The sequence below is a fragment of the Vagococcus sp. genome, assembly GCF_036639995.1.
In the GTDB taxonomy this organism is placed as follows: Bacteria; Bacillota; Bacilli; order Lactobacillales; family Vagococcaceae; genus Vagococcus.
Genome location: NZ_JAVWHO010000033.1, coordinates 18,246 through 26,883, shown reverse-complemented (window position 1 = coordinate 26,883; position 8,638 = coordinate 18,246). Strand labels below are relative to the sequence as shown.

Annotated in this window: 12 protein-coding genes; 11 read left to right on the top strand and 1 reads right to left on the bottom strand. The window is 33.2% G+C overall.

The window, feature by feature from the left end:
• Positions 1-129: 129 nt before the first annotated feature.
• From rpmG to RR554_RS08780, 6 genes are all read left to right on the top strand, one after another.
• A complete protein-coding gene (gene rpmG, locus RR554_RS08805) occupies positions 130-279 on the top strand; it encodes a 50S ribosomal protein L33 (RefSeq protein WP_077275288.1) in 150 nt (49 codons plus the stop codon).
• A gap of 141 nt (positions 280-420) precedes the next feature.
• On the top strand, positions 421-975 hold the full coding sequence (locus tag RR554_RS08800; protein ID WP_332467848.1) for a 5-formyltetrahydrofolate cyclo-ligase: 555 nt from the start codon (positions 421-423) through the stop codon (positions 973-975).
• Positions 975-1,697: a rhomboid family intramembrane serine protease gene (locus RR554_RS08795; protein ID WP_332462974.1), complete on the top strand. Its 723-nt coding sequence runs from the start codon at positions 975-977 to the stop codon at positions 1,695-1,697. The genes RR554_RS08800 and RR554_RS08795 overlap by 1 nt, the downstream gene beginning before the upstream one ends.
• Before the next feature lie 96 nt (positions 1,698-1,793).
• Positions 1,794-2,006 (top strand): YqgQ family protein, encoded by a 213-nt coding sequence (locus tag RR554_RS08790; protein WP_332462973.1) that lies wholly within the window; start codon positions 1,794-1,796, stop codon positions 2,004-2,006.
• On the top strand, positions 2,003-2,965 hold the full coding sequence (locus RR554_RS08785; protein ID WP_332467847.1) for an ROK family glucokinase: 963 nt from the start codon (positions 2,003-2,005) through the stop codon (positions 2,963-2,965). The genes RR554_RS08790 and RR554_RS08785 overlap by 4 nt, the downstream gene beginning before the upstream one ends.
• Before the next feature lie 21 nt (positions 2,966-2,986).
• Complete coding sequence (locus RR554_RS08780; protein ID WP_332462971.1) at positions 2,987-3,388, top strand: rhodanese-like domain-containing protein; 402 nt, start codon at positions 2,987-2,989, stop codon at positions 3,386-3,388.
• 53 nt (positions 3,389-3,441) lie between these two features.
• On the opposite strand, the gene RR554_RS08775 is transcribed toward RR554_RS08780, so the two are convergent.
• Complete coding sequence (locus tag RR554_RS08775; protein ID WP_332462970.1) at positions 3,442-3,609, bottom strand: DUF3042 family protein; 168 nt, start codon at positions 3,607-3,609, stop codon at positions 3,442-3,444.
• A gap of 137 nt (positions 3,610-3,746) precedes the next feature.
• On the opposite strand from RR554_RS08775, the gene RR554_RS08770 reads away from it, so the two are divergent.
• From RR554_RS08770 to glnA, 5 genes are all read left to right on the top strand, one after another.
• Entirely contained in the window at positions 3,747-4,475 is a 729-nt protein-coding gene (locus tag RR554_RS08770; RefSeq protein WP_332467846.1) for a glycerophosphodiester phosphodiesterase, read from the top strand.
• Positions 4,475-5,416, top strand: coding sequence for a tRNA (adenosine(37)-N6)-dimethylallyltransferase MiaA (miaA, locus tag RR554_RS08765; RefSeq protein ID WP_332467845.1), 942 nt, complete (start codon positions 4,475-4,477; stop codon positions 5,414-5,416). Before RR554_RS08770 ends, miaA begins: the two co-directional genes overlap by 1 nt.
• A gap of 13 nt (positions 5,417-5,429) precedes the next feature.
• Positions 5,430-6,674, top strand: a complete 1,245-nt coding sequence (hflX, locus tag RR554_RS08760; protein ID WP_332467844.1) for a GTPase HflX — start codon at positions 5,430-5,432, stop codon at positions 6,672-6,674.
• Between the two features lie 111 nt (positions 6,675-6,785).
• A complete protein-coding gene (locus RR554_RS08755) occupies positions 6,786-7,112 on the top strand; it encodes a MerR family transcriptional regulator (RefSeq protein ID WP_332462966.1) in 327 nt (108 codons plus the stop codon).
• Between the two features lie 21 nt (positions 7,113-7,133).
• Complete coding sequence (glnA, locus tag RR554_RS08750; RefSeq protein WP_332462965.1) at positions 7,134-8,471, top strand: type I glutamate--ammonia ligase; 1,338 nt, start codon at positions 7,134-7,136, stop codon at positions 8,469-8,471.
• Positions 8,472-8,638 lie beyond the last annotated feature (167 nt).

Genomic DNA, 8,638 nt, shown 5'->3' with positions numbered 1-8,638 from the left:
TAAAAGTAGTTTGTAATTTGTAAAGGAGAACTACTTAACAAAAGCTTGTAATTATAAAAAAAAGATGGTATTATTATCTGGTGTCAAGTGAATGTACTTGAAGATATAATATTTTGGAGGGAAACTAACATGCGCGTAAACATTACTTTAGAATGTACTGAATGTAAAGAAAGAAACTATCTTTCAAATAAAAACAAACGTAACAATCCTGATCGTTTGGAAGTAAAAAAATATTGTCCACGTGAACGTAAAGTTACTTTACACCGTGAAACAAAATAATCATTGATTATATTGAGCTATGTTCCTTTTATTTGGAATATAGCTTTTTTTATACTAATTTATTTGATTTTCTTTTGTGTTCCCATCATAAATGGGTATAATAATACTATTGATTAAAAAGAATGAGGGAGGTATTGTCCCGTGAAAAAAGAAATAAGAAAAGACGTGTTAAACAAATTATATAATCTAAGTCAAAAGACTTCAGAAAAAGCTACGAAGGAGAGTAATATTCTGGCTCAATTATTTGAAAGTGATAGTTGGAAAGAAGCACATGTTGTTGGAACAACTCTTGCAATGCCAAAAGAGTTTAATACCGGCCCACTAATTAAACAGGCGATTGAGGAAGGTAAAATAATTGTTGTTCCTAGAACATTTGGTTTAGGAAAGATGGAATTTTACTATTATGATTTTTCTGAAAAATTGGAAGAGACTTCTTTTGGCGTTTTAGAGCCTACTAATGATAGAAAATTTGGTAAAGATGAGATTGACTTAATTATTGTTCCTGGTGTAGCCTTTTCACCTGAAGGATATCGTGTTGGTTTTGGCGGTGGATTTTATGATCGGTACTTAGAAGCATTTAAAGGAAACACATGCAGTTTGGTGTTACCTGAGCAAACAGGTTATTCCTGGAAACCAGAAGACCATGATTTACCAGTAAATAGACTTTTTTATTTTAAAGAGACAGGAGTAATATAATGAATCAATTTTCAAGTAAGTGGCAGCGAATTAATCGCTCTCCGTTTCTGATGTATTTGTTTTTAGGTATTCAAGTTATTGTATTTTTAGGCATGGAATTAATGGGTGCTAAAAATGGAGTACTAAATGGGTCTGAAAATTCGGCGATATTGTATTTGTTTGGAGCTATGTCTCCACAAGCGATTATTCAAAATCATGAATATTGGCGATTTGTTACACCAATATTTGTTCATATTGGCTTAACTCATTTGGCATTAAATTCATTAAGTTTATATTTTGTGGGGCGTATATTAGAGCCGATCATCGGGCATGTTCGTTTCTTTATTTTATATATATTAAGTGGTATTATTGGGAACTTACTTAGTTTTGCTTTTGGAAGTTCTTATGGATTGTCAGCAGGTGCTAGTACGTCTTTATTTGGTATTTTTGCGGCATTTATTGTTTTAGGTAAGATTTATCGTTATCATCCTTTGATTCAGCAAATGTCTCAAAGTATGACTCTACTTATTATTATAAATTTAGTGATGAATATTTTTGATTCAGGCGTAGATATTCTAGGACATATTGGTGGAGCACTTGGTGGGGTGTTATTAATGATTGTTCTTGGTGTGCCAAGAAATAACCTTCAAGAAAAGATGAATGTACATAAACGGATAGCTGCTGCGATTTTTACGGTATTCATCATTATCTTCTGTTTAGTATATGGTTTTACCTTTGGTTAAAAAATAAATGATGAAAAATTTGGAAGATTGAACAAAAATTGAAAAGGCTCTATTAATTTATTTTTGTTATCTGTATAATGTTATGGGAGCGTTAATATGAGAACAATGTATGATGTGCAACAATTATTAAAGCGATTTGGTATCTTCATTTATGTTGGTAACAGATTATGGGATATTGAATTAATGATGATTGAGCTTCGTCAATTGCATGAAAGTAATGTTATTGAAAAACAAGACTTTATTAATGCGATGATGGTCTTGAAAAGAGAGCATCGATTAGAATCGGAATATCAGGAGGGTCTAAATTGAGTAAGAAATTAATAGGTATTGATTTAGGTGGAACAACAGTGAAATTTGCCATTTTAACTGAAACTGGTGACATTAAACAAAAATGGAGTATTGAAACAAACATTAATGATGAAGGAACACATATTGTTTCAGAAATTATTGCGTCAATTAAACATCGTTTAGATTTATATAACATGACTTCAGATGAATTCATTGGAATTGGAATGGGTACACCTGGAACTGTTAATCGTGAAAATGGAACAGTTATTGGTGCTTATAATTTAAATTGGAAAACATTACAAGAAATTAAAAAACCGATTGAAGAAGCTTTAAATATTCCGTTTGCTATTGATAATGATGCCAACGTTGCTGCATTAGGTGAACGCTGGAAAGGTGCAGGTGAGAACTCTCCAGAAGTCACGTTTATAACACTAGGAACTGGTGTTGGCGGCGGTATTATTGCAGAAGGAAATTTACTTCATGGTGTTGCAGGTGCGGCTGGTGAAATTGGTCATATTACAGTTGACCCAGAAGGCTTTGATTGTACATGTGGGAAAAAAGGTTGTTTAGAAACAGTTGCTAGTGCAACAGGAGTGGTCCGTTTAGCAAGGGAAATGTCAGAAGCTTATTCTGGTAACTCTGATTTAAAATTTAAAATTGATGATGGGCAAGAAGTAACAAGTAAAGATGTGTTTGATGCTGCTAAAGATAGTGATGATTTCGCTTTACTTGTTGTTGATAAAGTTTGTTTTTATTTAGGTCTTGCTTGTGGTAATATTGGTAATATGTTGAATCCAAGTGATATTGTAATTGGTGGTGGTGTTTCTGCTGCAGGGGACTTTTTACTTGAAAAGGTTAAGACATACTTTGAAAGATTCACTTTCCCTCAAGTATTTGAGAGTACAAACATTAAATTAGCACTTTTAGGTAATGAGGCTGGTGTAATTGGTGCAGCGTCTTTAGCACTACAATATAAATAATAGATTAAGGGGCATCAAGTTATGGCATTAGTAACAACATTAAATATTTTATTAGTATCCATGTTTGCAATTTACGGATTGTATAAATTATATTTTTATCTTCTTCGTAAAAGTTCTGCAAAAATGATTAAACAAGAAGAGTTTCAAGAAAACATTCGTAATGTTCAGGTTATTGATGTAAGAGAAAAAGAAGACTTTAACCGTGGACATATCATGGGAGCTAGAAGTGTTCCTTACACTATTTCAAAAGCTCATAAAGAGTATTTAACAGCGATTAGAAAAGATAAGCCTGTTTATTTATATGATAATAAAACAGCTATGGCGATTTATATGTCACGTCTTTTGAAAAAACAGGGATATACAGACATCTATATTTTAAAAGAAGGATATAGTGGTTGGACAGGAAAAACAAAGAAAAAATAAAAAGAAAGAGGCTATCCACATTCGGTAGTCTCTTTCTTTTAAATGGTTCATTATTAACGAGCGCGACTTTTACGCATTGCTTTTTTACGGTTATCGTCAATCATCAATTCTTTTTCTTCAACTGGTTCGATAACAAGTTTCTTAATACCGACAGCAACACCAGCTAAAGCAGCAAGCGTAACTGTTGTTCCAGTTAAAAAGCCTGAAGTAAATTTTTTCATATGTTTACACATCCTTTACTTTTTGTACATTACCATTATCCCTCATTTTCGAAAAAAAATCTAGTAGAAACTAGTAATGAGTGATGTTAAATAATAAAAAGAAATGTTAAACTATTATCTGAAATGGAGTGGTAAAGATGACATTAGTATTTGCACATAGAGGTAGTAAGGGCACACATCCTGAAAATACAATACCTGCTTTTGAGGAAGCGATTCGCGTAAAAGTAGATGGTATTGAGCTTGATGTTCAATTAACAAAAGATGGTGAAATGGTGGTTATTCATGATGGTGACGTTGAAAGAACAACAAATGGTAACGGTTTAATTAAAGATCTGACTTTAAAAGAAGTTAAAGAACTCGATGCTGGAAGTTGGTTTGATTCATCTTTTGAAAATGAAAGAATCCCCCTTTTTTCAGAGGTTCTAGCTTTGTTGGAAGATAAAAAATATCCAGGCATCTTAAATATTGAAATCAAAACAGATGAATATGATTATGAAGGAATCGAGCTTAAGATTATCAACTGTTTAAAAGAGTTTGATTTAGCATGTAATCTTGTTTTTTCAAGTTTTAATACAGAGACTATGGAAAGAATGATGTCTTTAGATAATGTAGTATCTAAAGCCATGATTATGGATCATTCAGTAAGAAAAATAAACTTTGCTAAATCCCATGATTCGATAAGCGCCATTCATCCTTCAATTGAATGGGTAAAACAAAACAAAGAATTTATTTCTTCATTTGAAAAGAAAATTCGACCATGGACTGCTAACACAGAAGAAGATATGGCCCTTTGTTTTAATCTAAATTTAGATGGATTTCATACAGATTTCCCTGAAAAAGCGATGGCAGAAAAGGAAAAGTATTAATGACAAAACAAAAAGTACTCGTTATTGTTGGTCCGACAGCAGTCGGGAAAACTGCGCTTAGTATCGATTTGGCAAAAGAATTTTCTGGTGAGATTATAAGTGGTGATTCTCTTCAAGTATATCGAAAACTTGATATTGGAACAGCAAAAGTAACTGAAGCAGAAAAGGAAACGATTCCTCATTTTTTAATTGATGTAAAAGATGCTGATGAAAATTATTCAGCTTTTGAATTCAAACAATCTGCAGAAAAAGCGATAGAAGAAATTAGTGACAGAGACCACTTGCCAATTATAGCTGGTGGAACAGGAATGTATATCCAATCTTTACTATTTGACTTCCAGCTTGGATCACCAGAAGAAGATAAGAAAGCAGAGGCTATTCGAAATAATTGGGAACAGTTTGCTAAAGACGAGGGAAAGGAAGCTTTGTGGAATTATTTGCGTAAAATTGATTTAAAAGCAAGTGAAAGCATTCATATGAATAATGAAAAAAGAGTGATTAGAGCGATTGAAGTTTTTGAAAAAACAGGGACGAGCATCTTAGAACAGCAAGGGATAGACTTAGCTGATCTATCCCAATGTCAATATGACGTCAAACTTATTGGTCTGATGACAGATAGAGATTTATTATATGAACGTATTAATCAACGAGTTGATGTGATGATGGCTTCTGGACTTATTGATGAAGCAAAATATGTTTTGTCTCTGGGGAAAACGCAAGCGAGTCAAGGAATTGGTTATAAAGAGTTTTTTCCTTATATTAGAGGAGATATGTCACTTGATGTTGCTGTTGACAAAGTGAAGCAACATTCACGTCAATATGCCAAAAGGCAATTAACGTGGTTCAAAAATCGAATGACAGTTGAGTGGTTTGATGTCGTTCAAAACCCTGAAGAATTAGAAAAAATTCGTGAGTCCATCCAAAAATGGCTAACTCGCTGAGAGAAGGTATCGTGTGGAGAAAGTTATTCTTGTAGGTGTTGAGACACAAGAGAATTTTAAAACCTTTGAGGAAACAATGACCGAGCTTGGTAATTTAGCTGAAACAGCTCAAGGTGAGGTTGTTGGAGAAATGATTCAAAGAAGGCAATCGATTGATCGACGAACAATACTAGGTAAGGGAAAACTTTTAGAGTTATCTTCACTAGTGAATTCTGTAGAAGCTGATACAGTGGTTTTTAATCATGAATTAACAGCAAGACAGGCAAGATTAATTGAAGAAGAAGTAGATGTCAAAGTAGTTGACCGAGTGCAACTGATTTTGGATATTTTTGCAATGCGTGCTAAGTCAAAAGAAGGACAACTTCAGGTGGAACTTGCTCAGCTTAATTATTTATTGCCTCGTTTAGTAGGGCAAGGCTCTTCGCTTTCTCGTTTAGGCGGGGGAATAGGAACAAGAGGGCCTGGTGAAACGAAGCTTGAAACTGATCGCAGACATATTCGTCATAAAGTAACTCAAATAAAAAGAGAGTTAAAACAAACTGAGGAACATCGTGAAAGAAATAGACAAAAAAGAAAAGAGTCAGCTATTTTTCAAATTGGGTTAATTGGGTATACGAATGCTGGGAAATCAACCATTATGAATTTGTTAACTGACACAAAAACTTATGCAGAGGATCAGTTATTTGCGACACTTGATCCTTTGACAAAAAAATGGCCGTTACCAAATGGCTTAGAGACAACGCTAACTGATACGGTTGGATTTATTCAGGATTTACCGACTGAATTAATTGAAGCGTTCCAATCAACTTTAGAAGAAAGTCGAAGCGTTGATTTATTATTGCATGTGGTAGATTCAACATCTGAAAATAGAGATCAACAGGAAGAAACAGTGGTTGAGTTAATGGAAACTCTTGAAATGAATCATATTCCTGTTTTGACAGTTTATAATAAAGCAGATTTGATTGAAATGGAGTCATTTGTTCCAACGCTATATCCAAATTGTTTGATTTCTGCATTTGAAGAAGCTGGGAAAGATATATTGACAGATGCCATTATTAAACAAATTCAGGAGATATTCGTCTCATTTGAACTTGTATTAGAGGCAAAAGATGCGTATAAGTTGACTCAAATGACCAGAGAAGTTCTAATTGATAGTTATGACTATATGGAAGAAGATAATGAGTATGTTGTTAGAGGTTACGCCAATCAAAATTCTAAATGGTTAACTAAAAACAACACTGAAGAAGAGAATTATTAAGATTTTTTAAAAAGTTATTATCTATGTTAGATTATCTAACATAGATAATTGACTTTTTTTTTTCGAGCTGTTATTCTTCGTTTATCCTTTAATAAAAGGAGGGAGATTATCGTGGGAGAAAAAGAATTAAGGCGAAACCTATCTGTGTTTCCAATGAGTTCTGTAATGAAATTAACAGATTTAACAGCAAGGAAGATTAGATACTATGAAGAACAAGGTTTGATTTTTCCAGAAAGAAATGCAGGTAATAATCGCTTGTTTTCGTTAAACGATATTGACCGACTTTTGGATATTAAAGAGATGTTAACAGATCACTTTACAATTAAAGAAATTAAAAAGCAGTTTACTAAAAAAGATAAAGAACAAGAAAAATTATCTGATGAAAAGATAAGAATTGCTTTGTACAATGATTTAATGCATGAAAGTGGTTTAAACTAAATGAAAAGAAGAGGCGTGAAAATGGGAAAATACACAACAAAAGAACAAATTAAAGAAGCAGCACAAAAAGAAAATGTTAGATTCTTACGATTAATGTTTACTGACATTTTAGGTCGATTAAAAAATGTTGAGGTACCTATTAGCCAAATTGATAAAGTATTAGATAATAAAATGATGTTTGACGGCTCATCTATTGAAGGATTTGTTCGTATTGAAGAAAGTGATATGTATTTATATCCAGATGTTTCAACATTTATGATTTTTCCTTGGGAGAGCGAAAAAGGAAAAGTGGCTCGATTGATTTGTGATGTTTACAATACAGAAGGTCAACCTTTTGAAGGAGATCCTCGTGGTAATTTAAAACGGGTGTTAAAAGAGATGAACGAGTTAGGGTTTACAGGTTTCAATATCGGACCAGAACCAGAATTTTTCTTATTTAAATTAGATGAACATGGTAAACCAACAGATCAACTAAATGATCAAGGTGGTTATTTTGATTTTGCGCCAACAGATTTAGGAGAAAATTGTCGTCGTGATATTGTGTTAGAATTAGAAGGCCTTGGATTTGAGGTTGAGGCGTCTCATCACGAATGTGCGCCTGGCCAACATGAAATTGATTTTAAATATGCCAACGCTATTGAAGCCTGTGACAATATTCAAACCTTTGAATTGGTAGTTCGTACGATTGCTAGAAAACATGGCTTACACGCGACATTCATGCCAAAACCTTTATATGGTATTGCTGGATCAGGTATGCATATTAACATGTCATTATTTGACGAAAAGGGAAATGTTTTTTATGATGAAAATGGCGAAGATGGCTTAAGTCAAACTGCTTATCATTTTCTTGGCGGATTATTAAAACATGCTAGAGGATATACAGCTGTATGTAATCCAATTGTTAATTCTTATAAACGACTTGTTCCTGGTTACGAAGCACCTGTTTACGTAGCTTGGAGTGGTAAAAATCGTTCGCCTTTAGTTCGTGTACCAAGTTCAAGAGGTTTATCTACTCGTTTAGAGTTACGTTCAGTTGATCCAACAGCTAATCCGTACCTAGCAATGGCTGTTTTGTTACAATCAGGATTAGATGGGATTAAAAAAGAAATTGTTCCACCAGCAGCTGTTGATCGCAATATTTATGTAATGACTGAGGAAGAGCGCAATGAAGCTGAAATCACAGATTTACCATCAACTTTACATAATGCTATAAAAGCAATGAGAAAAGATGAGGTAGTTAAAGAAGCTTTAGGTTCTCATATTTATAATAACTTTGTAGAAGCTAAAAAAATGGAATGGTCTGCTTTCCGTCAACAAGTGTCTGAATGGGAAAGAGAACAATATTTGGAGATGTATTAAAGATGAATAACGCTTATCAATTTTAATAGAATTGATAAGCGTTATTTTATGGGAAAAATATGACATAGTAAAGTGTTCTATTTTTTTATTGTTGTGTACTATAGTTATAATAGAATGATAGGAGAAAAAATGAAAAAGAAAATAGTAATTAGTTGCTTAGGAGTGGG

What these genes read in the sequence shown, in the direction of transcription:
- rpmG (WP_077275288.1), top strand. Translation starts at nt 130, where the DNA reads ATGCGCGTAAACATTACTTTAGAATGTACTGAATGTAAAGAAAGAAAC.
- RR554_RS08795 (WP_332462974.1), top strand. Translation starts at nt 975, where the DNA reads ATGAATCAATTTTCAAGTAAGTGGCAGCGAATTAATCGCTCTCCGTTT.
- RR554_RS08790 (WP_332462973.1), top strand. Translation starts at nt 1,794, where the DNA reads ATGAGAACAATGTATGATGTGCAACAATTATTAAAGCGATTTGGTATC.
- RR554_RS08780 (WP_332462971.1), top strand. Translation starts at nt 2,987, where the DNA reads ATGGCATTAGTAACAACATTAAATATTTTATTAGTATCCATGTTTGCA.
- RR554_RS08775 (WP_332462970.1), bottom strand. Translation starts at nt 3,609, where the DNA reads ATGAAAAAATTTACTTCAGGCTTTTTAACTGGAACAACAGTTACGCTT.
- RR554_RS08770 (WP_332467846.1), top strand. Translation starts at nt 3,747, where the DNA reads ATGACATTAGTATTTGCACATAGAGGTAGTAAGGGCACACATCCTGAA.
- miaA (WP_332467845.1), top strand. Translation starts at nt 4,475, where the DNA reads ATGACAAAACAAAAAGTACTCGTTATTGTTGGTCCGACAGCAGTCGGG.
- glnA (WP_332462965.1), top strand. Translation starts at nt 7,134, where the DNA reads ATGGGAAAATACACAACAAAAGAACAAATTAAAGAAGCAGCACAAAAA.